Annotated in this window: 18 protein-coding genes; 13 read left to right on the top strand and 5 right to left on the bottom strand. The window is 72.8% G+C overall.

Features of this window, described 5'->3' with window-relative positions:
• Positions 1 to 51 precede the first annotated feature (51 nt).
• A complete protein-coding gene (locus ACZ67M_RS07130) occupies positions 52 to 714 on the bottom strand; it encodes an MmyB family transcriptional regulator (RefSeq protein ID WP_469849909.1) in 663 nt (220 codons plus the stop codon).
• Positions 715 to 945: 231 nt separating this feature from the next.
• Here ACZ67M_RS07130 and ACZ67M_RS07135 point away from each other — a divergent pair, with 231 nt between their 5' ends.
• The 3 genes from ACZ67M_RS07135 (at position 946) to ACZ67M_RS07145 (ending at position 2,554) form a co-directional block, all read left to right on the top strand.
• Positions 946 to 1,602, top strand: a complete 657-nt coding sequence (locus ACZ67M_RS07135) for a helix-turn-helix domain-containing protein (protein WP_125489821.1) — start codon at positions 946 to 948, stop codon at positions 1,600 to 1,602.
• Positions 1,603 to 1,645: 43 nt separating this feature from the next.
• Positions 1,646 to 2,185: a toxin-antitoxin system, toxin component gene (locus tag ACZ67M_RS07140; RefSeq protein ID WP_361365240.1), complete on the top strand. Its 540-nt coding sequence runs from the start codon at positions 1,646 to 1,648 to the stop codon at positions 2,183 to 2,185.
• A 129-nt stretch (positions 2,186 to 2,314) separates the two neighbouring features.
• On the top strand, positions 2,315 to 2,554 hold the full coding sequence (locus tag ACZ67M_RS07145) for a hypothetical protein (protein WP_361365101.1): 240 nt from the start codon (positions 2,315 to 2,317) through the stop codon (positions 2,552 to 2,554).
• Between the two features lie 7 nt (positions 2,555 to 2,561).
• Here ACZ67M_RS07145 and ACZ67M_RS07150 read toward each other — a convergent pair whose 3' ends face one another.
• Complete coding sequence (locus tag ACZ67M_RS07150; protein WP_361365243.1) at positions 2,562 to 3,242, bottom strand: 4'-phosphopantetheinyl transferase family protein; 681 nt, start codon at positions 3,240 to 3,242, stop codon at positions 2,562 to 2,564.
• 8 nt (positions 3,243 to 3,250) lie between these two features.
• Complete coding sequence (locus tag ACZ67M_RS07155; RefSeq protein WP_469849911.1) at positions 3,251 to 4,120, bottom strand: metallophosphoesterase family protein; 870 nt, start codon at positions 4,118 to 4,120, stop codon at positions 3,251 to 3,253.
• Between the two features lie 251 nt (positions 4,121 to 4,371).
• On the opposite strand from ACZ67M_RS07155, the gene ACZ67M_RS07160 reads away from it, so the two are divergent.
• The 3 genes from ACZ67M_RS07160 (at position 4,372) to ACZ67M_RS07170 (ending at position 8,098) form a co-directional block, all read left to right on the top strand.
• The gene (locus tag ACZ67M_RS07160) at positions 4,372 to 5,535 is read left to right on the top strand and encodes an ATP-grasp domain-containing protein (RefSeq protein ID WP_469849913.1); all 1,164 of its coding nucleotides are present in this window, start codon (positions 4,372 to 4,374) and stop codon (positions 5,533 to 5,535) included.
• Positions 5,536 to 5,671: 136 nt separating this feature from the next.
• Positions 5,672 to 6,478 carry an IclR family transcriptional regulator gene (locus ACZ67M_RS07165; RefSeq protein ID WP_469849914.1) on the top strand — a complete coding sequence of 269 codons (807 nt, stop codon included), beginning with the start codon at positions 5,672 to 5,674 and terminating at the stop codon, positions 6,476 to 6,478.
• Between the two features lie 219 nt (positions 6,479 to 6,697).
• A complete protein-coding gene (locus ACZ67M_RS07170; protein ID WP_392017600.1) occupies positions 6,698 to 8,098 on the top strand; it encodes a glycoside hydrolase family 16 protein in 1,401 nt (466 codons plus the stop codon).
• A gap of 98 nt (positions 8,099 to 8,196) precedes the next feature.
• On the opposite strand, the gene ACZ67M_RS07175 is transcribed toward ACZ67M_RS07170, so the two are convergent.
• On the bottom strand, positions 8,197 to 9,117 hold the full coding sequence (locus tag ACZ67M_RS07175) for a helix-turn-helix transcriptional regulator (RefSeq protein ID WP_392017597.1): 921 nt from the start codon (positions 9,115 to 9,117) through the stop codon (positions 8,197 to 8,199).
• Between the two features lie 157 nt (positions 9,118 to 9,274).
• On the opposite strand from ACZ67M_RS07175, the gene tkt reads away from it, so the two are divergent.
• The 7 genes from tkt to ACZ67M_RS07210 are packed head-to-tail and all read left to right on the top strand — an operon-like array spanning position 9,275 to position 19,296.
• The gene (gene tkt, locus ACZ67M_RS07180; RefSeq protein WP_467324165.1) at positions 9,275 to 11,359 is read left to right on the top strand and encodes a transketolase; all 2,085 of its coding nucleotides are present in this window, start codon (positions 9,275 to 9,277) and stop codon (positions 11,357 to 11,359) included.
• A 38-nt stretch (positions 11,360 to 11,397) separates the two neighbouring features.
• Complete coding sequence (gene tal, locus ACZ67M_RS07185; protein ID WP_469849917.1) at positions 11,398 to 12,543, top strand: transaldolase; 1,146 nt, start codon at positions 11,398 to 11,400, stop codon at positions 12,541 to 12,543.
• Positions 12,540 to 14,318: a glucose-6-phosphate dehydrogenase gene (gene zwf, locus ACZ67M_RS07190; protein ID WP_361365123.1), complete on the top strand. Its 1,779-nt coding sequence runs from the start codon at positions 12,540 to 12,542 to the stop codon at positions 14,316 to 14,318. Before tal ends, zwf begins: the two co-directional genes overlap by 4 nt.
• Positions 14,315 to 15,250 carry a glucose-6-phosphate dehydrogenase assembly protein OpcA gene (gene opcA / locus ACZ67M_RS07195; RefSeq protein WP_064730753.1) on the top strand — a complete coding sequence of 312 codons (936 nt, stop codon included), beginning with the start codon at positions 14,315 to 14,317 and terminating at the stop codon, positions 15,248 to 15,250. Before zwf ends, opcA begins: the two co-directional genes overlap by 4 nt.
• Entirely contained in the window at positions 15,243 to 16,895 is a 1,653-nt protein-coding gene (gene pgi / locus ACZ67M_RS07200; protein ID WP_469849919.1) for a glucose-6-phosphate isomerase, read from the top strand. Before opcA ends, pgi begins: the two co-directional genes overlap by 8 nt.
• 1 nt (position 16,896) lies before the next feature.
• On the top strand, positions 16,897 to 17,778 hold the full coding sequence (gnd, locus tag ACZ67M_RS07205; protein WP_469849921.1) for a phosphogluconate dehydrogenase (NAD(+)-dependent, decarboxylating): 882 nt from the start codon (positions 16,897 to 16,899) through the stop codon (positions 17,776 to 17,778).
• A gap of 57 nt (positions 17,779 to 17,835) precedes the next feature.
• Positions 17,836 to 19,296: a membrane-associated oxidoreductase gene (locus ACZ67M_RS07210; protein WP_469849922.1), complete on the top strand. Its 1,461-nt coding sequence runs from the start codon at positions 17,836 to 17,838 to the stop codon at positions 19,294 to 19,296.
• On the opposite strand, the gene ACZ67M_RS07215 is transcribed toward ACZ67M_RS07210, so the two are convergent.
• A complete protein-coding gene (locus tag ACZ67M_RS07215; protein WP_392102245.1) occupies positions 19,283 to 21,088 on the bottom strand; it encodes a sugar phosphate isomerase/epimerase and 4-hydroxyphenylpyruvate domain-containing protein in 1,806 nt (601 codons plus the stop codon). The two genes, ACZ67M_RS07210 and ACZ67M_RS07215, sit on opposite strands and share 14 nt — an antisense overlap.

Here is a 21,088-nt window from a genome sequence, read left to right on the forward strand (position 1 = left end):
GTCACACACCACAGTGTCTGGGAACAGTGCCGCGGGCGGCCGTACCGCCGTTCACTCGGCTACGGGGACGACCCTCAGGTGGGAGGCGGCGGCGCGGCGGGCACGCTGCGGGCGATGCGAGGTGCGGCGCGGCTCGCGCAGGACGAGCGTCAGCCGGGTGTACCCCAACTCCTCCAGCGCCTGGGGCGTTTCGACCACGACCCGGCACTCGGTGGTGCCGCGGCGCGGGTCGGGGTGGTGCAGCGGCCGTACGGCACCGTCGTGTTCGACGGCCCGGGCGCCGACGGCGCGGACCCAGTGGGGCAGGCCCTGACGGTAGGCGGCCTCCATGATCGGGTCCTGGGCGATGTCGCGGCGCACCGCCTGGAGGCCCGGGTCGTGGCCGTACCGCTCCAGGGTGGCGGCGAAGTGCGCCAGCATGGGCAGGCACCAGCTCGACTCGTGCTCACCGAGCACCTCGGCGGCGTCCGGGTGGAACAGCACGAAGCGCAGGAAGTTGTCGTCCGGCATGGCCGTCGGGTGCGGTCCGGCGCCCCGGAAGAGTGTCCGGAAGGCGCCGTTGGCCAGCACCACGTCCCAGCGGTGGTCGACGACGAGAGAAGGGAAGGGCACGGCGTCCAGGAGGGCGGTGTAGTCCTGGAGATACGCCTGGGTCTCGGGGGTCGCGGGGCCGGGCGGCGGCGCCGGCCGCTGCCCTCCTGCCTGAAATGCCATCGGGAGGTCACCCCTCTTGCCTATGCGGCCTTCTCGCGGCGTCCCGATCCTGGTGCCCCGACGCGAGGCGTGTCAACTATCGTGGCATTTCGTGCCTGTTGACGGCTGAAATAGGCCACAGTTGTGGCGAGACCTGGATGTGAGTTCGAGCGGCAGGCTACTCTCCGGGAGTTCACGGCAACCGCTTGTGAGAAGCCTGTGAGGCCTGTGAGAGACATAGGGGAGCTGTCGGTGACGGGTGGCTTCGAGGATCCGGGCGCCATGCCGGCCACCGCGCCGGCCGCCGTAGTCGCCCGGGTCGCCGCGCTCGCGGACCGGCTCGGTGTGCCGCACGCCGAGGTCTTCGACGTCGGACGGCTGTCCGCGGCCTCCGGCGTCCCCGAGCCCGTGGTCGGCGCCCTGCTGGGCGGGCGGCCCGCGGGCGAGCCCGACGTGCAGACGCGTTTCCTGCAACGGCTCGACCTGCTGCGCCGCACCCGGCTGAAGCCGAACGGCCGCAAGTACACCCAGCAGGAGATCGCCGACGGCGCCGGCATGTCGCGGCAGCAGGCGGGCGCGCTCATCAACGGCGACCGGCGGCCGACCATGGAGCACTGCGACGCGCTCCAGCGCTTCTTCCGGGTGCACGCCGGATTCCTCACGGCCGAGGACCCCGAGGCGCTCGTGGGCGCCCTCCAGCACACCGAGCAGGAGTTGCTCCAGCAGCTCGCCGACCGGGAGCGGAGGGCGGCGGCCGTCGCCGACGACCCGCTGGAGCGGCTGTTGCAGGACCACGGGGTGCGCGGCATCGCCTGGCGCGCCGCCCAACTGCCCACCGACCAGCACCGCGACAAGGTCGCCGAGTGGCTGGACATGCTCCTGGAGAGCGTCAAGCGGCCCGAGTCGTGAGCCAGTCGTGAGCGTGGGGAGAACCGTGGGCATCGGCAAGGAGATGCGCCGCCTGTGCGGCGAACTGGTCGAGGAGCTGGCCCTCCCCGCACCCGCGCGGCCCACCGAGCTGTACGCGGCCCTGTGCGCGGCGATGAGCCGGCGGCGGGGCCGTCCCGTGGTCTTCCGGATGGCCGCCTTTCCCCCGGGGACGGCCAGCGGACTGTGGCTCGACATGACCGACCGGGACCTGGTCGTCGTCGAGGAACGCACCGCGCCGGAACACCAGTTGGTGATCCTCGGGCACGAGCTGTGGCACATGAAGGCCGGGCATCGCGGCCACCACGTCGAGGGCGCCACGGTGGCGGCCCGGCTACTGGGCGGGGACGGCGCGGACCGGGACGAGGAGGCGCTGCGGGCCACCGTGCGCGCGGTCGCCGCCCGCTCCCGCTTCGACCTCGCCGAGGAGAAGGAGGCGGAGGCCTTCGGTCTGCTGCTGGCCAGTAAGTGCCGGACGTGGCTGGCGGGTTCGGCGCTGCGCGGTCCGGTGCAGCGGGACCATCTGGCGGGGCGGATCGGCGCGTCGCTCGGCTACCTGGGCTGACGCCCCCCGGCGGGCGGGTGCGCGGGGCGCGGTCCGGCGGGATTGTCAGTGGTGGACGGCAAGCTGGAAGGGTGCCACCGCCGTGCGGGGGCACGTGACCGCCGACGTCGTTGTGGGGAGAGCCGGGCGATGACCACCGCCACCGTACTGACCGACCACGAGCGCGCCGCCGTGCAGGCCTATCTGCGCCTCCTGCACACGGTGCGGGCCGGCTTCGACACCGCGCCGGGACCGCCCGGCACGTCCCGCCCGCCGATCGTCCCGCCCTCGGTACTGGCCGAGGCGGACCGGGCCCTTCGGGCGGCGGGCCTCACGGGGAACGAGGAGGAGTTCTTCCGGCTGCTGCGAAGCCGGTGCCCCCGACCCTGACGCCCCCTCAGGCGAGCGGCACCGTGACCGCCGTCGCGACCAGACCGTCGCGGGCGTTCCAGCGGCCGTCGAAGTGGGTCACGCGCCGCCCGCCCACGCTCGGGCCGGGCACGAGGAGGGCGGCGCGCAGGGTGCCGCGGCACGGATCGACCGCGTCCACCGTCAGCTCGATGTCCGCCTCCGAGAAGTCCAGCCACAGCCCGGTGAGGGGGAACCACGCCTTGTAGACGGACTCCTTGGCGCTGAACAGCAGCCGGTCCCAGTGGATGCCGGGCCACCGCTCGGCCAGCAGCCGCAGCCGCTCCACCTCGGCGGGCAGCGCCACGCCCCGCAGGACGCCCTCCGGGAGGGGCCCGTCGGGTTCGGCGTCGATGCCGAGGGAGGCCAGGTCGGTGAGGCGGACCAGGGCGGCGGCGCAGTAGCCGTCGCAGTGGGTCATGCTCCCGGTCAGCCCGGCCGGCCAGCGCGGCGCACCGTGTTCCCCGGTCAGCACGGGCTGCGGGGGCACGCCGAGCTTCTCCATGGCCCGGCGCGCGCAGGACCGGACCACGGTGTACTCGCGGCGCCGCTTGGCGACCGCCCGTGCGATCCGCGGCTCCTCCTCCGGGTGGAGCGGGAGGTGCCCGGTGTCGTCGAGGCCGCGCGCCTCCACGACCACGACCGTGTCCGGCAGCAGTTCCTCGATCAGGGGAGCGGTCAAGAGGACGCCTCCTCGGACGCCGGCGACGGCAGGATGCGGCGCAGGCGCCCGGGCGGACCGGTCCGCCCCCGCCACTCGCGGGGATAGCCCACCGAGACCTCCTCGAAGCGGACGCCCTCGTGCCAGGTGGTCCGCGGGATGTGCAGGTGCCCGTAGACCATGGTGGCGACCCGGAACCTGCGGTGCCAGTCGGCGGTCCGGTCGGTGCCGCACCACATGGCGAACTCGGGGTACCACAGGACGTCGGTGGGGTGACGGTCCAGGGGGTAGTGGTTGACGAGCACCGTCGGCAGGTCCGCCGGGAGCGAGGCCAGTCTGCGCTCGGTGTGCGCGACCCGCGCGCGGCACCAGGCCTCGCGGCTCGGGTACGGGTCGGGGTGCAGCAGGAACTCGTCGTTGCAGACCACGCCGGTGCCGTGCGCGTACGCCAGCCCCTCGTCCGTGGTGGCGCACCCGTCGGGCAGGAACGAGTAGTCGTAGAGCAGGAAGAGCGGTGCGACGACCGCCGGGCCGCCCGCCCCCTCCCACACCGGGTAGGGGTCCTCGGGTGTGGTCACGCCCAGCTCGCGGCAGACCTCGACCAGGTGCTCGTAGCGCGCGACGCCGCGCAGGGTGACCGGGTCCTTGGGATGCGTCCACAGTTCGTGGTTGCCGGGGGCCCAGACGACCCGGCGGAAGCGGTCCGCGAGGGTGCCGAGGGCCCAGCGGACGTCGGCGACGGTCTCCGCCACGTCGCCGGCGACCAGGAGCCAGTCGTCGTCGGAGCCGGGCCGCATCTCCTCGACCAGCGCCCGGTTCTCCGCGTATCCGACGTGCAGGTCGCTGATGGCCCACAGCTGCCCCCGGCCGCCGGACGTCGGCGTCATCCCCCACCCCTTCGGCGTGCGCGTTTCCAGGCCACGAGATCACATCCCCCACCCCGTCACAAGAGCGGCCCGCCCCGGCCCGGGGCATCCGTGTGACGCTCGTTGCGCTCGGGGGCGCGGGTACCCCTATGATCGCCCCAACACCACCGCCACGACTCTCCCTTCACGCAGAGCGGCCCTGGTGTCCCTCCAAACCCCTGGCCGGGCACGGCCCGCTTCGCCCTGCCCGCGAACCCCGAGAGGCGGCTTGCATGGTTTCTCCCGTACGCGTCTGGCTCAACCGTACGTACGCGGAGAACGTCTTCTTCATGGATCAGCTGCGCAGAAATCCCGCCGACCGGGCCGTCGAGATCCATGCCACGCACGGCGACCCCGACTCCCCGGTGCTGGCCGCCGCGGACACCGCCGAGCTGGAGCCGGAGGGTCTGTCCCCGGCCGGTTACGTCGAGTACGCCCTGGACCAGTGCGCGCGACGCGGCATCGACGTGTTCGTGCCCCGGCTGCACCAGTCCGCGATCGTGGCCCACCGCGCCGAGTTCGAGGCGGCCGGTACGGCGCTGCTCGCGCCGCCCCCGGAGGCGGTGGCGGTCTTCCAGGACAAGGTGATCGCCTACGAGGCGGTGCGCGCGATCGGCGTGCCGGTGCCGCCGTGGTGGCGGGTCCGCACGGCCGACGAACTCGTCCTCGCGGTGGAGGAGCTGGAGGCGCACGGTCACCGGGCGTGCTTCAAGCCGGCCTCCGGCGCGGGCGGCGTGGGCTTCCGGATGGTCACCCGGGACTCCTTCTCCCTCGCGCACCTGACCGGGTTTCCGAGCCCGTCCGTTCCGCTGCCGCTGGTCGTCGAGGCGCTGCGGGCGGCCGAGGAGCCGGTCGACTGGCTGGTGATGCCGCGGCTCGAACAGCCGGAGGTGTCGGTGGACTGCCTCACCGGCCCCGACAACCGGGTGCGGCTGGCGGTGGGCCGGACCAAGAACGGCCGCCGCCGCGGGTTCACGCTCCACGAGCAGTGGCTGGCGCCGGCCCGGCGGATCGCGGAGGCCTTCGGGCTGCACCACCTGTCCAACGTGCAGTTCCGGATGTACGGGGACCGGCCGGTCCTGATGGACGTCAACACCCGGCCGGCCGGCGGGCTGCACCAGCTGGCGCTGTGCGGGGTCAACGTGCCGTGGGCGGCCGTCCGGCTGGCCCTGGGCGACGACCCGGGCGAGCTGGAGCCGCCGTTCCTGGGCCAGGACTACTCGGTGGTGTCCGGCCCGCGTCCCCTGCGGCCGGTGTCGCTGCCCCAGCAGCGCACGGACCCCGCCGCCGGTCCGGTCAGGACACCCGCCCCGGTGACCCCGGCCCCGCCGGCGGCGCGGTCCACCCGTCCACTTGACGTGCCGGCGCCGGACCCGGCCGCGGGGGCTCCGGCGTAGGCGGGCTGCCTCGGGTACGCCGGCGCCGGGTGGACCTCGCCGGGGTCGATACGCCACTGGGTCTGTCCCGCCCCCGGCGGGCCTCGTACGCTCGAATCCGCGCCCCCTCCCCCTCCCCTCCGGAGGACGCCCGGCCATGACCGCCCTCCCCCGCTCCACCCCCACCGCGCCCGAACGGCTGCTCTCCGTGCTCGGCGCCTTCGATCACGAGCACCCGGCGCTGTCCCTGACGGAGATCAGCCGCCGGGCCGGGCTGAGTCTGACCACCGCGCACCGGCTGGTCCGCGCCCTGACCCGGTGGGGCGCGCTGGAGCGGGACGCGTCGGGCGTCTACCACGTGGGCCTGCGGCTGTGGGAGGTCGCCGCGCTCGCCCCGCGCGGCCTCGCGCTGCGGCAGGTCGCGCTGCCGTACCTGGAGGACCTGTACGAGGCGACGCACGAGAACGTGCAGCTGGCGGTGCGGGACGGCGGCGAGGTCGTCTACATCGAGTGGCTGGCCGGCCGTTCGTCGGTCGGCGTGCACATCCGCGTCGGCGCCCGGTGGCCGCTGCACGCCACCGGGGTCGGGCTCGCCCTGCTCGCGCACGGCGAACCGGAGTTCCAGGAGGCGTACCGGGCGGGACCGCTCGCCTCCTTCACGCCGTACACGATCACCGACCCGGGGCTGCTGCGCCGGGTGCTGGCGGAGGTGCGGCGCACCGGCGCGGCGGTGAGCGACCGTCAGGTCACCGACGACGCGCTGTCGGTGGCCGCTCCCCTGTACGGCCCGGACGGGAAGGTGACCGCGGCCGTCTCGGTCGTCGTACCGCACGCCGGTGCCCGGGTACCGACGCTCGTCCCGGCGGTGCGGGTGGCGGCGCGGGGGATCTCCCGGGCGCTGGGGTGGCGTCCGGAAGCCGCGGCGGGGGGCCGTGGCACGCAGGATCCCGCGCGCCCCTCGTGACCCGGACACGCCCCGCGCGGTTGCACGCATTCGCCAGGTTCGCGACGTTCACGAGCTGAACTCCCGGGCCCGGCACGGACTTTCTCGGCTTCACCTCTTGACGACGGCGGCGCCCGAGAGCACATTGGCCGCACTCTGAGAGCGCTCTCACGCTTCCGTCCCCGGGGGCGCGCTCGGGGCGTACCGCTTCCCACTCCCGCATCTGAGAGGCGACCCCCCATGAGAGAGACCTCCGGCAACCCGCCCAGACGCCGGCCGCTGCGCCGCGCACTGGTGGCCGTGGTCGGCGCCCTCGCCCTCGCGGCGACCGCGACCGCGGTGACGGGCCCGTCCGCGAACGCCACCGTCCCACCGCCCCCGTCCGGGTGGACCCAGGTCTTCGCCGACGACTTCGACGGCGCGGCCGGCTCCGGCGTGAACACCTCCAACTGGCAGTACGCGACCGGCACCTCGTATCCCGGCGGCCCCGCCAACTGGGGCACCGGCGAGATCGAGACGATGACGTCGTCCACCAGCAACGTCTCACTGGACGGCGGCGGCAACCTGCGCATCACCCCGCGCCGCGACGCCGCCGGCAACTGGACCTCGGGCCGCGTCGAGACCAGGCGGGCCGACTTCGAACCCCCGGCCGGCGGCAAGCTGCGGGTGGAGGCCCGTATCCAGGTCCCGAACGTCACCGGGGCCGCGGCCAAGGGCTACTGGCCCGCGTTCTGGATGCTGGGCGGCCCCTACCGCGGCAACTACTGGAACTGGCCCGCGGTCGGCGAGATCGACATCCTGGAGAACACCCAGGGCCTCAACACCGTCTGGTCCACGATGCACTGCGGCACCTCGCCGGGCGGCCCCTGCAACGAGACCAGCGGCATCGGCGGCAGCACCGCCTGTCCCGGCGCCACCTGCCAGGCGGCCTTCCACACCTACCGGGTGGAGTGGGACCGCTCGACGAGCGTGGAGGAGATCCGCTTCTACGTCGACGGCAACAACTTCCACACCGTCCGCGCCAACCAGGTCGACGCGACGACATGGGCGAACGCCACCAACCACGGCTACTTCATCATCCTCAACGTGGCGATGGGCGGCGGCTTCCCGGACGCCTTCGGCGGCGGCCCGGACGCCGGCACGCAGCCCGGCCACTCCATGCTCGTGGACTACGTCCAGGTGCTGTCGGCCGGCGGGGGCGGCACCACACCCCCGCCGTCCGGCGGTGGCCGCGACGCCTACAGCGCCGTCGAGGCCGAGTCGTACGACGCCCAGTCCGGCACCATGACCGAGGGCAGTTCGGACGCGGGCGGCGGCCGCAACCTCGGCGCCCTCGCCAACGGGGACTGGGTCCAGTACAAGGGCGTGAACTTCGGTTCGACACCGGCCACGCAGTTCAAGGCCCGGGTGGCGAGCGGCGCTCCGGCCGGTGTCAGCGGTCTCGTGGAGGTGCGCCTGGACAGCAGGACCAGTACGCCGGTCGGCAGCTTCGCCGTGGGCAACACGGGCGGCTGGCAGTCCTGGCGCACGGTTCCGGCGAACATCGGGTCGGTGACGGGCACCCACGACGTGTATCTGACGTTCACCAGCGGCCAGCCCGCCGACTTCGTGAACGTGAACTGGTTCAGCTTCGGCCGCTGAGCCGCGAGCGGCCCGGACCCGAGCCCCCCGCAGGAGGGCGAAGGGGCTCCACACACCGTGGGGCCCCTTCGTCGTGCGCCCGACGGCCGACCGGCCGCTCAGCGCAGCTCGGCGCGGAAGGCCGCCGGCGTCTGGTCGGTGTGCTGCTGGAAGAACTTGGAGAAGTTCGCCGCGTCCGGGAAGCCGACCGCCGCGCCGACCCGGCCGATCGGCATCTCGGTGTGGGCGAGGAGCCGCCTGGCCTCCAGGACCACCCGCTTGTCGATGAACCCCTTGGGCGTCTCGCCGGTGGCGGCGCGCACCGCGCGGACCAGGGTGCGGCGGGAGTAACCGAGCGCGTCGGCGTAGGCGCTGACGCTGTGATTGGTGGCGAAGCCCCGCTCGACCGCCTCGCGGAACAGGGTGAAGGTCGTGTCCCACGGCGGGTCCGACCGCCCCTCGCGGGCCGCCTGGGCGGAGCTGACGGCCAGATGGGCCAGGCGGAGCAGGAACGCGGAGAGCGTGTGGCGCAGCACCGCGGTGTGCAGGCTGAGCGGCAGGGTCGTCGCGTCCTCGTACTCGCGCCGCAGTTGGCCGAGGGCGGCGGTCAGACCGGCCAGCCGCGCCTCGTCGGGGCGGAGCAGCGGGGGCAGGTCGTAGCGGTAGAGGCCGGTGGCCTCGACGGTGGCGCGCGGCAGGAAACCGGGCTGCATGGTGAGCACGGTTCCGCGGTACTCGCTGTCCGGCGAGAAGCGGTGGACCTGTCCGGGCCGGATCCACAGCAGATCGCCGGCGGTGGCCTCGTACTCGGTGAAGTCGATCATGTGCCGGACCGGGCCGCCGGTGAAGAGCATGACGACGTGGAAGTCGATGCGGTGGACGCGGTGCAGCGGGGCGTGCGCGTGCCAGGTGCGGCCCGCGCCCATGGGACCGATCTGCATACCGACGCCGAGGAGGCTGAGATCGACCGGGAAGGGAAACGTTCTGATCCCGTCGCCGCCGCTGCCGTCGCCGCCGTCTTGGCTGTTTTCGTCCGCCATGTCCTTCTCGTGCCGTCCCGCCCGTGCGCCCCGGGGCCGGGGCATGTCCCAGTTTCACCACAGGCTGGCACAGGACGACCTTCCCTCTCAAAAGTCAGACTTTTAAGTTTGAACGCGTAAGGCCAGTTCTCTCGCTCCGATCGAGGATTTCTTGAAGATGAGCACGCAGACAGTGGACAGCGCGGACCGCTTCGCATGGACCGAACTCGACCGGCGTGCCGTCGACACCGCCCGCGTCCTGGCGGCCGATGCGGTGCAGAAGGTCGGGAACGGACACCCGGGCACGGCGATGGCCCTGGCCCCGGCGGCGTACACGATCTTTCAGAAGGTGATGCGGCATGACCCCGCCGATCCGGAGTGGACCGGCCGTGACCGCTTCGTCCTCTCCCCCGGCCACACGTCGCTGACCCTCTACACCCAGCTCTACCTCGCCGGGTACGAGGTGGAGCTGGACGACCTCAGGGCCTTCCGCACGCACGGCTCCAAGACGCCCGGCCACCCCGAGTACGGGCACACCGCGGGCGTGGAGACGACGACCGGACCGCTCGGCCAGGGCGTGGCCAACGCGGTCGGCATGGCGATGGCCGCCCGCTACGAGCGCGGCCTCTTCGACCCGGGGGCGCCCGCGGGCGAGTCCCCCTTCGACCACACCGTCTGGGCGATCGTCTCCGACGGCGACCTCCAGGAGGGCGTCTCCGCCGAGGCGTCCTCGCTCGCCGGGCACCAGCGGCTCGGCAACCTCGTCCTCCTCTACGACGACAACCACATCTCCATCGAGGGCGACACGGCGACCGCGTTCTCCGAGGACGTGCTGAAGCGGTACGAGGCCTACGGCTGGCACGTGCACCGCGTCGAGCCCGCCGAGAACGGCGACGTCGACGTGCGCGCGCTGTACGAGGCGCTCACCGCGGCGCGGGCCGAGACCGGGCGCCCGTCCATCATCGCCCTGCGCACGATCATCGCCTGGCCCGCCCCGAACGCCCGGAACACCGAGGCCTCCCACGGCTCCGCCCTCGGCGCGGACGAGGTCGCCGCCACCAAGCGCGTCCTCGGCTTCGACCCGGAGCGGTCCTTCGAGGTCGCGGACGAGGTCCTGGCCCACACCCGCGAGGCCCTGGACCGGGGCGCCGAGGCCCACGCCGCCTGGGACAAGCGGATCGCCGCGTGGCGCGGCGAGCAGCCGGAACGTGCCGAACTCTTCGACCGCGTGGTCGCCGGCCGGCTGCCCGACGGTTGGGAGGACACCCTGCCGGTCTTCGAGACCGGCAAGTCCGTCGCCACCCGCGCCGCGTCCGGCAAGGTCCTCCAGGCGCTCGGCCCGGTCCTGCCCGAGCTGTGGGGCGGCTCCGCCGACCTGGCCGGGTCGAACAACACGACGATCGACAAGACGTCGTCCTTCCTCCCCGAGGGCAACCCCCTCCCGGAGGCCGACCCGTACGGCCGCACGATCCACTTCGGCATCCGCGAGTTCTCGATGGCCGCGGAGATGAACGGCATCGCGCTGCACGGCAACACCCGCGTCTACGGCGGCACCTTCCTGGTCTTCTCCGACTACATGCGCAACGCGGTGCGCATGTCCGCGCTGATGCAGCTGCCGGTGACGTACGTGTGGACGCACGACTCCGTCGGCCTGGGCGAGGACGGCCCCACCCACCAGCCGGTCGAACACCTCGCCGCGCTGCGCGCCATCCCCGGCCTGAACGTCGTCCGCCCGGCCGACGCCAACGAGACCGCGACCGCCTGGGCCGAGATCCTCCGGCGGCACGCCACCCACCCGGCCCCGCACGGCCTCGCCCTGACCCGCCAGGGCGTGCCGGTGTACGCGCCCAACCCGGACGCGGCGCGCGGCGGCTACGTCCTCGCCGAGGCGTCCACCGGCACCCCGGACGTCGTCCTGATCGCCACCGGATCCGAGGTCCAGCTCGCCGTGGCCGCGCGGGAGGCGCTGGAGGCGGAGGGCACGCCCACCCGGGTGGTGTCCATGCCGTCCGTCGAGTGGTTCGAGGAGCAGCCGCGCGCGTACCGCGAGGGCGTGCTGCCGCCGTCCGTGCGGGCCCGGGTGGCCGTGGAGGCCGGGATCGGCCTGACCTGGCACCGGTACGTGGGGGACGCGGGCCGCATCGTCTCCCTGGAGCACTTCGGCGCCTCCGCCGACGCCAAGACCCTGTTCGCCGAGTTCGGCTTCACCGCCGACCACGTGGCCGCCGCCGCCAGGGAATCCCTGGCCGCCGCCCGCGGCTGAGCCGACCGGATCCACCGGTCCGACCGCAGAAAGAGAAGATGATCATTGTGACCGAAGCAACCGCGCCCGCGGGAGCACTCAAGCGCCTGGCCGACCAGGGCGTCTCCGTCTGGCTGGACGACCTGTCGCGGCGGCGGATCGAGTCCGGCAACCTCGCCGAGCTGATCAGGACGAAGAACGTCGTCGGCGTGACCACCAACCCCTCGATCTTCCAGGCCGCCATCGGCTCCGGCGAGGGCTACGAGGAGCAGCTGGCCGACCTGGCGACCCGGGGCGTCACCGTGGACGAGGCGGTCCGCATGATGACCACCGCCGACGTCCGCGCCGCCGCCGACGTACTGCGCGAGGTCTACGACGCGACCGGCGGCCGGGACGGCCGGGTCTCCATCGAGGTCGACCCGCGCCTGGCCCACGACACGCGGGCCACCATCGCCGAGGCCCGCCAGCTGGCCTGGCTGGTCGACCGCCCCAACGTGATGATCAAGATACCGGCGACCAGGGCCGGCCTCCCGGCGATCACCGAGGTCATCGGTGCCGGGATCAGCGTCAACGTCACGCTGATCTTCTCCCTGGAGCGCTACGGCGAGGTGATGGACGCCTACCTCTCCGGTCTGGAGAAGGCGCGGGCGGCCGGCCTCGACCTGGCGGGCATTCACTCCGTCGCCTCCTTCTTCGTCTCCCGCGTCGACAGCGAGATCGACAAGCGGCTGACGCTGCTGGGCACCGAGGAGGCCCTCGCCCTGCGGGGGAAGGCGGCGCTGGCCAACGCGCGACTGGCCTACGAGGCGTACGAGAACGTCTTCGCGGGGGACCGCTTCACCGCGCTGGCCGGGGCCCGCGCCAACGCCCAGCGTCCCCTGTGGGCGTCGACCGGGGTGAAGGACCCGGCATTCCGGGACACCCTGTACGTGGAGGAGCTGGTCGCTCCCGGCACCGTGAACACGATGCCGGAGGCCACCCTGGACGCCGCCGCCGATCACGGCGACGTCCGGGGCGACACGGTCACCGGCGGGTACGCCCAGGCCCGGGCGGATCTCGCGGCCGTGGAGCGGCTCGGTGTCTCGTACGACGAGGTGGTGGAGCAGTTGGAGCAGGAGGGCGTGGCCAAGTTCGAGAACGCCTGGCAGGACCTGCTCGATGCCGTGACGAAGTCCCTCGACAGCAAGGGAGTTGACGGGGAATGAGCGAGGAGCTTCCCGCTACGACGGTCCACGAGACCAAGGCGACGAAGGAAGCCAAGGAGGCCCGCACGGCCCGGGAGGCCGCGGGACCTCTGCACGCCGAGGAGGCCGAGGAGTCCAAGGCTGCCGGGGCGGCGAAGGCGGCCGGGCCGGCCAAGGCGGCGCGGAGCGCGAAGAAGACCGGGCCGGCCCGCCCCGCCAGGGGGGCGAAGGCGAAAGCGGCCGACGCGAAGGCCGTCACGCCCGAGACACCGCTCGACTGGAGCAACCCCCTGCGCGATCCGCAGGACCGCCGCCTCCCCCGCATCGCCGGCCCCTCCGGACTGGTCATCTTCGGCGTCACCGGCGACCTCTCGCGCCGCAAGCTGATGCCGGCCGTGTACGACCTGGCCAACCGCGGTCTGCTGCCGCCCGGCTTCTCGCTGGTCGGCTTCGCCCGCCGGGACTGGGAGGACCAGGACTTCGCCGAGGTCGTGCACGACGCGGTCAAGGAGCACGCCCGGACGCCGTTCCGCGAGGAGGTCTGGCAGCAGCTCTCCGAGGGCATGCGGTTCATCCCCGGCGACTTCGACGACGACGACGCGTTCGAACAGCTGCGCAAGGCGGTGGCCGAGCTGGACGCCTCCCGCGGCACCAGCGGCAACTACGCCTTCTACCTCTCGGTGCCGCCGAAGTTCTTCCCGAAGGTGGTCCAGCAGCTCAAGAAGCACGGCCTGGCCGACGCGCCCGAGGGCTCCTGGCGGCGCGCGGTGATCGAGAAGCCGTTCGGGCACGACCTGGACAGCGCCCGTGACCTGAACGCGCTGGTGCACGAGGTCTTCGACCCGGAGCAGGTCTTCCGCATCGACCACTACCTGGGCAAGGAGACCGTCCAGAACATCCTGGCGCTGCGCTTCGCCAACCAGATGTACGAGCCGATCTGGAACCGGTCCTACGTCGACCACGTGCAGATCACGATGGCCGAGGACATCGGCATCGGCGGCCGGGCCGGCTACTACGACGGCATCGGCGCCGCCCGCGATGTCATCCAGAACCACCTCCTCCAGCTGATGGCGCTCACCGCGATGGAGGAACCCGCCTCCTTCGACGCGGCGTCCCTGCTCACCGAGAAGCTGAAGGTGCTCAGGGCGGTGCGGCTGCCCGACGACCTCGGCGACCACACCGTGCGCGGCCAGTACGCGGGCGGCTGGCAGGGCGGCGCACAGGTGCCGGGCTACCTGGAGGAGGACGGCATCGACCCGGCCTCCACCACCGACACCTACGCGGCGATCAAGCTGGGCGTCGACAACCGCCGCTGGGCGGGCGTCCCGTTCTACCTGCGCACCGGCAAGCGCCTGGGCCGACGGGTCACGGAGATCGCGGTCGTCTTCCAGCGGGCCCCGCACTCCCCCTTCGACTCCACCGCGACGGAGGAGCTGGGCGAGAACGCGATCGTCATCCGCGTCCAGCCGGACGAGGGCATGACGGTGCGCTTCGGCTCCAAGGTGCCGGGCACGTCGATGGAGATCCGGGACGTCTCCATGGACTTCGCCTACGGCGAGTCGTTCACGGAGTCCAGCCCGGAGGCGTACGAACGGCTGATCCTGGACGTCCTTCTGGGCGACGCCAACCTGTTCCCGCGCCACCAGGAAGTGGAAGAGTCCTGGCGGATCCTCGACCCGATCGAGGAGTACTGGGACACCCACGGCAGGCCCGCACAGTACGACTCGGGCGGCTGGGGACCGCGGGAAGCCGACGAGATGCTCGCACGAGACGGACGGAGCTGGCGCAGGCCATGAGGATCGACCTGACCGACACCACGGCAAGCAAGGTCAACAAGGCGCTGGTGCAGGGCCGCCGGGCCATCGGCACCCCGGCCGTGGGCATGGTGCTCACGCTGGTCATCGTCACCGACGAGGAGAACGCCTACGACGCGATCAAGGCCGCCGAGGAGGCCTCGCACGAGCACCCCTCGCGCACCCTGGTCGTCATCAAGCGCCACCCCCGCAACCTGCGCGACCGCACCCGTTCGCACCTGGACGCCGAGGTCCGGGTCGGCTCCGAGGCCGGCACCGGTGAGACCGTCGTGCTGCGCATGTACGGGGAGGTGTCCGAGCACGCCGACTCGGTCGTGCTGCCGCTGCTGCTGCCGGACGCCCCGGTCGTCGTGTGGTGGCCGGTGGACGCCCCGGACGACCCCGCGGGCGACCCGCTGGGCGCGCTGGCGCAGCGCAGGATCACCGACCTGTACGCGGTCGAGCGGCCGATGGAGGTCCTCGCCCGCCGGGTCCGCTGCTACGCGCCCGGCGACACCGACCTCGCCTGGACCCGGCTGACCCTGTGGCGGTCCATGCTGGCCGCGGCGCTGGACCAGGCCCGCGTGCCGGTGACCTCCGCGGTCGTCGAGGCCGAGGCGGACAACCCGGCGGCCGAGCTGCTGGCCCGCTGGCTGGAGGCGCGCCTCGGCGTCACCGTCGACCGCGTGGTCACCGACGGCCCGGTGGTCACGGCCGTCCGGCTCGGCACCGCGAACGGCGAGATCGTCATCGACCGGCCGGAGGGCCCGCTCGCCACGATGACCCTCCCCGGTCAGCCCCCGCGCTCCCTCGCGCTGAAGGTGCGCCCCACCTCCGAACTCATCGCCGAGGAGCTACGGCGCCTCGACGCGGACGAGATGTACGCCATCGCCCTGCGCGGCGAGGCCGGCAAGGAGACCCCTGTCCATGTCTGACTCCCCGAAGCTCAACCGGCGCCCCGAGTGGACCGCGCTCGCGGACCACCGCACGGACGCCATGGCGCGACCGGACCTGCGCGAGCTCTTCGCCGCCGACCCGGGGCGCGCGGAGCGGTACGTCGTGCGCGTCGGCGACCTGCGCATCGACTACTCGAAGCACCTCGTCACCGACGAGACCCTGGCGCTGCTCCAGGACCTCGCCGCCGCCACCGGCGTGTTCGGGCTGCGGGACGCCATGTTCCGCGGCGAGCGGATCAACATCACCGAGGACCGGGCGGTCCTGCACACCGCGCTGCGCGCCCCGCGGGACGCGGTCGTCGAGGTCGACGGTGAGAACGTCGTGCCGAAGGTGCACGCCGTCCTCGACAAGATGGCCGCCTTCTCCGACAGGGTGCGTTCCGGTGAGTGGACCGGTCACAGCGGGCGGCGCATCCGCAACGTCGTCAACATCGGCATCGGCGGCTCCGACCTCGGTCCGGCGATGGCGTACGAGGCGCTGCGGGCCTTCACCGACCGCTCGCTGACCTTCCGGTTCGTGTCCAACGTGGACGGCGCGGACCTGCACGAGGCGGTGCGGGACCTGGACCCGGCCGAGACGCTGTTCATCGTGGCGTCCAAGACGTTCACCACGATCGAGACGATCACGAACGCGACCTCGGCGCGTTCCTGGCTGCTTGACGCGTTCGACGGTGACGACAAGGCGGTGGCGAAGCACTTCGTGGCGCTGTCGACGAACGCGGAGAAGGTCTCCGGCTTCGGGATCGACACGGCCAACATGTTCGAGTTCTGGGACTGGGTCGGCGGCCGGTACTCGTACGACTCGGCGATCGGCCTGTCCCTGATGATCGCCATCGGGCCGGACCGCTTCCGGGAGATGCTCGACGGCTTCCGCATCGTCGACGACCACTTCCGCAACGCCGAGGCCCCGGCCAACGCGCCGCTGCTCCTAGGCCTGCTGGGCGTCTGGTACGGCAACTTCCTCGACGCGCAGTCGCACGCGGTGCTGCCGTACTCGCACTACCTGTCGAAGTTCACCGCCTACCTCCAGCAGCTCGACATGGAGTCCAACGGCAAGTCCGTCGACCGCGAGGGCCGCGAGGTGGAGTGGCAGACCGGGCCGGTGGTCTGGGGCACGCCCGGCACCAACGGCCAGCACGCCTACTACCAGCTGATCCACCAGGGCACCAAGCTCATCCCGGCGGACTTCATCGGCTTCGCCCGGCCGGTCGGCGAGCTGAGCGAGCAGCTGAAGGCCCAGCACGACCTGCTGATGGCCAACTTCTTCGCCCAGACCCAGGCCCTCGCCTTCGGCAAGACCCCGGACGAGGTGCGCGCCGAGGGAGTACCGGAGGAGCTGGTCCCGCACAAGACGTTCCGCGGCAACCACCCCACCACCACCGTCCTGGCCACCGAGCTGACCCCGTCCGTCCTCGGCCAGCTGATCGCGCTCTACGAGCACAAGGTGTTCGTGCAGGGCGCCATCTGGAACATCGACTCCTTCGACCAGTGGGGCGTCGAACTCGGCAAGGTGCTCGCCAAGCGCGTCGAACCCGCCCTGACCGAGGGGGCGGACGTACCCGGCCTCGATCCGTCCACGGCCGCGCTGGTGGCCGCCTACCGCGAACTGAAGGAAGTGCACTGACATGCAGATCGGTCTTGTGGGTCTCGGCAAGATGGGCGGCAACATGCGCGAGCGTCTGCGCAACGCCGGCCACACCGTCGTCGGATACGACACCAATCCCGATCGGGCCGACGTGAACAGCCTGGTCGACATGGTCGAGCAGCTGGACCGGCCGCGCGCCGTCTGGGTGATGGTCCCGGCGGGCGCCGCCACCCAGCACGTCATCGACCAGCTGGGCACGCTGCTCCGGCACGGCGACACCGTCATCGACGGCGGCAACTCCCGCTGGACGGACGACGAGAAGCACGCCGAGGAGCTGGCCAAGCACGGCGTCAACTTCGTCGACGCCGGCGTCTCGGGCGGGGTGTGGGGCCTCCAGAACGGCTACGCCCTGATGGTCGGCGGCGAGAAGGAGCACGTCGACGACCTCAAGCCGATCTTCGACGCGCTCAAGCCGGACGGCCCGTACGGATTCGTGCACGCCGGCAAGGTCGGTGCCGGGCACTTCTCCAAGATGGTCCACAACGGCATCGAGTACGCCATGATGCAGGCCTACGCCGAGGGCTGGGAACTGCTGGAGAAGGTCGACTCCGTGGACAACGTCCGCGAGGTCTTCCGGTCCTGGCAGGACGGCACAGTGATCCGCTCCTGGCTCCTCGACCTGGCCGTCAACGCCCTCGACGAGGACCACCACCTGGAGAAGCTGCGCGGGTACGCGGAGGACTCCGGAGAGGGCCGCTGGACCGTCGAGGCCGCCATCGACAACGCGGTGCCGCTGCCGGCGATCACGGCCTCCCTCTTCGCGCGGTTCGCGTCCCGGCAGGACGACTCCCCGCAGATGAAGATGATCGCCGCGCTGCGCAACCAGTTCGGCGGCCACGCCGTGGAGGCGACGAAGAAGTAGCGCACCGCGCCGGCAACACGTTGACGCGACCGGCCGGTTCGGGTCAGAGTCCCCGCGATGGAGATCAACGACCTGACACCGGCCGAGGCGCGCGTCTGGCGGGCGTTCGCCACGGGCACGAAGGTGGACTTCCGCGCCGCGGACGACGAGGACCCCGCCGACGGCGCCTCCTGGGGGCCGGAACGGACCGTGCGGGCGGCGGTGCTGCGCGCCCTGCTGCTCGACGGCCCCCGGGAGGACGGCGAGGTGCCCGCGCTGAGCCTGGCCGGCGCCCGCGTCACCGGGCGTCTGAAGTTGCAGTACGCCGAGGTCGACCACCCCGTGCGGTTACGGCACTGCCACTTCGACGAGGCGCCCCGGCTCTACGCGGCGCGGCTGCGCGAGCTGAACCTGAGCGAGTCCGTGCTGCCCGGCCTGATCGGGCACGCCGCTCGGGTGGACGGCGTACTGCGGCTGACCCGCACCCGGTTCGACGGGATGGTGCGGCTCGGCGGGGCGGAGATCACCGGCAGCCTGTACCTGGAGAGCACCCGGATCCACGCCCCGGACGCCGACGGCCCGGTACTCCAGCTGAACCAGGCGGTGCTCGCGGCCGACCTGTGGGCGCCGGGCCTGCACGCGCGGGGCGAGGTGCGCCTCACCGGGGCCCGGGTGACCGGGACGGTCAACCTCACGGACGCGGTGCTCGACCGGCCGGACGGCACCGCCCTCCAGGCCGAGACGCTCACGGCCGAGGCCGACGTGCTGATGCGGCACGCGGACGTCCGCGGCCGGCTGGAGCTGCGCGGCGCGCGGATACCCGGCCGCCTCGACCTGTCGCACGCCCGGCTGGCCAACCCCGGGGGTACGGCGCTGCGCGCCAGCAGTTGCGTGATCGGTGAACTCTGGCTGCGCGAGGGCCCGGTGGTGCGGGGCACGCTCAACCTGCGCCGCGCCCAGGTGGACGTGCTGTTCGTCCAGCCGGACGTGGTGGCGGACTGGGTCCAGCTCAACGACCTCACCTACACGTCGCTCATCCCCCACGAGCCCGCCGAGCGGCGGCTGCCGATGCTGGAGATGGGCGACAGCTACCTCCCTTTCACCTACGAGCAGTTGACCGCCGCGTACCGCCGGATCGGCGACGACGACGCGGCCCGGCTGGTGCAGCTCGCCAAGCAGCGACGACGCCGCCGCACCCTGCCCTGGTACGGCCGTCTGTGGGGACACCTCCAGGACCTCACGGTCGGCTACGGCTTCCGGCCGCTGCGCGCGGGCGGCTGGCTGCTGTCGCTGCTGGCGGTCGGCTCCCTCGCGTACGGGCTGCACCACCCGCCGCCGCTGAAGCCGCAGGAGGCCCCCGACTTCAACCCGGTCTTCTACACGCTCGACCTGCTGCTCCCGGTGATCTCCTTCGGCCAGGAGAACGCCTTCTCGCCCGAGAGCTGGTACCAGACCCTGTCCTACGTCCTGATCATCACGGGCTGGATCCTGGCCACGACGGTGATCACCGGCCTGACCCGCACCGTCAGCCGCCAGTGAGCCCCCGCGCCGCGTGCTGGGCGGCCAGCCGCACCGGCGCGTTGGCCGCGCCGTAGCCGCGGTGGCCGCCGTCGCGCTGGACGAGTTCGAAGAAGACCCGGCCGACGGTGCGGGTGTAGCAGTGCCGGAACTCCCCGTACGCGTCGCGGTCGTAGAGGATGCCCAGCTCCCGGTACGTCTCCAGCTCGCCGTCGGCGAACTCGAAGCGGGCCGCGAGATCGTCGTAGTAGTTGGCGGGGATCGGCAGCAGCGTGCCGCCGGCGGCGCGGAAGGCGCGGGCGGCGGCGACCACGTCGCCGGTGGCCAGGGCGATGTGCTGGGCGTGCGCGGTGTCGTCGACGGGTGCCGCGCCGACCGTCAGGACGATCCGGACGGCGCCGTCGTCCGTGCTGACGGCGCGGCTGCGCAGCAGCCCGTAGGGGTCGGCGACGTCCACGCTCTCCTGCGGGCGCAGTCCGAGGACACCGTGGTGGAAGAGCGCCGCCTCGTCGAACTGGTGCCAGGGCTGGGTGAGGGAGAGGTGGTCGACCCGCCAGGCGGCGCCGGCCACGGCCACGGCCCCGGTGTCCTCGAAGTCCGTGCGCCAGTCGGGCAGTCCGGGACGCCCGGTGGCGCAGAAGAACAGCTCCGTGCCGTCGGGGGCGGCCACCGCCTCCAGCGGTGTATCGCCCGGCGCGCGACGGCGCGGCAGCACGGGGGCGAGCAGTGCCTCGGCGCGTCGGGCCGCGCCCCGCGGATCCGGCGACTCCAGGCCGACGGCGGCCAGCCGGGTGCCGTCGCGGCGTTCGGCAGGACCAGTGTTGACCAGGACCCGGGCCTCGCCGCGCTGCCAGAGGTCGACGGGTTTGCCCCGGTGCCGCGCGGTGCGGGCGAAGCCCAGCGCGCCGAGCACCGCCGAGACGGGCGCGGCGTCGGGCGTGACCAGCTCGGCGAAGGCGACCCCGGTGGGTGCGGCGGGCGCGGGCGGGGCCGCGAGCCCGACGCTCTCCTGGAGGGTGAGCAGGGAGCGCCGGGCGTCCACGGCGGTGGGCCCGGCCTCGGACTGCCGGAAGACGTCGTTGAAGACCTCCAGCGACAGGGGGCCGGTGTAGCCGGCGCGCAGCACGTGGCGCAGCAGTCCGGCGACGTCGAAGCCGCCCTGGCCGGGGAAGCAGCGGTAGTGGCGGCTCCACTGGAGGACGTCCATCGCGAGCAGCGGGGCGTCGGCGAGCTGGAGGAAGAAGATCTTGTCGCCGGGGATGTCCTCGATTCCTTCGAGGTCCTTGGGGTCACGCGCGCGGGAGAGGATGTGGAAGCTGTCCAGGCAGGTGCCGAGCGCGGGGTGGTCCGCGCGCCGGACGACGTGCCAGGCGTGGTCCCAGGTGCTGATGTGGCGGCCCCAGGCGAGCGCCTCGTAGGCGACGCGCACCCCGTGCTCCCCGGCCAGGTCGGCCAGGCGGCTGAGCTGTCCGGCGGCGAGGTCGTCGTCGTCCACGGCGTGCGGGGAGACGCTGGAGCAGACCAGGACGGTGTCCGTGCCGAGCCTGTTCATCAGCTCGAACTTGTGCCGGGCGCGGCGCAGCGCGCGGGCGAACTCCTCCTCGGGCAGCGCCTCGACGTCCCGCATGGGCTGGTAGAGGTCGATGGTCAGACCGAGGTCGGCGCAGCGGGCGCGGATCTCCTCGGGGGTCAGCGGGCTGGCCAGCAGGTCGTTCTCGAAGATCTCCACGCCGTCGAAGCCGGCCCGGGAGGCGGCCGTGAGCTTCTCGGTGAGGGATCCGCTGAGGGAGACGGTGGCGATGGACGTCCGCAC

The sequence above is a fragment of the Streptomyces sp. NPDC107500 genome (assembly GCF_055582785.1).